Here is a 997-nt window from a genome sequence, read left to right as displayed (position 1 = left end):
AAGCAGATGCGCCCCAACTCGCCGGAAGCCATTGCCCTGGGGGCCAAGGACCTGGAGCCGGAAACCTCGCGCAACTACAGCCTGGGCTTCACCGCCGAACCCACCGAGCGCCTGCGCCTGACCGCCGACTTCTATCTGATCGACATCGACAAGCGCATCCTCCAGACCGGCATCCTCAAGGGCCCGGCGGTGTCGCAGATCCTGGTGGAGAACGGCCTGTCGCCGAACCTCGCCGGGCAGTACTACACCAACGCCGCGGACACCCGGACCAAGGGCGTGGACCTGGTGGCGGACTACAGCCAGTCGTTCGGCGAGTACGGCACGGCCAAGTGGAGCGTCGCCTACAACCACAACAAGACCACCATCCGCGACCTGGCGCAGACCCCGGCGGCCCTGTCGCGGCTGGGGGCCGGTTATGTGCTGTTCGACCGCCAGCAGCAGATCGACCTGACCAGGTCCACGCCCAAGGACAAGTGGATTCTGTCCAGCAACTACAAGGTTGGCGACTGGACCACCAATCTGCAGTTGACCCGCTTTGGCGAGTACACCGAAGGCTCGAACCTCGCGGCCAACGACCGCACCTACAGTGCCAAGTGGATCACCGACCTGGACGTGGCCTACGACGTGACCCAGAACCTCACCGTCGCGGTGGGGGCCAACAACCTGTTTGACGTGTACCCGGACAAGATCGGCCTCAAGGCCTGGGCGGGGACTTATGAATACGGGATGTTCTCGCCTTATGGCCTGGGCGGCGGTTATTACTACAGCCGCGTCAGCCTGGCGTTCTGAGCATGACCACGATCACTCTCGCAGGAGCTGGCTTGCCAGCGAAGGCGGCCGCATGACGGGTGAAGGGTTCCGAGGCCATTCGCCAGCAAGCTGGCTCCTACATCAGCTGTGTCAGCCTGGCGTTCTGAGCATGACCACGATCACTCTCGCAGGAGCTGGCTTGCCAGCGAAGGCGGCCGCATGACGGGTGCAGGGTTCAGGGGCTGTT

Annotated in this window: 1 protein-coding gene; it reads left to right on the top strand. The window is 63.9% G+C overall.

The annotated features are described in order from the left end of the window. Positions 1–789, top strand: a 789-nt coding sequence (locus BLX41_RS00460) for a TonB-dependent receptor domain-containing protein (protein WP_123723313.1), incomplete at its 5' end; no start/stop codon positions are given. Between the last annotated feature and the right edge of the window lie 208 nt (positions 790–997).

Origin of the sequence: Pseudomonas protegens, assembly GCF_003732485.1 — a bacterium.
Classification (GTDB): domain Bacteria; phylum Pseudomonadota; class Gammaproteobacteria; order Pseudomonadales; family Pseudomonadaceae; genus Aquipseudomonas; species Aquipseudomonas protegens_B.
Note: the sequence above shows the minus strand (reverse complement) of the source record. Positions and strands in the feature narration are given on the sequence as shown.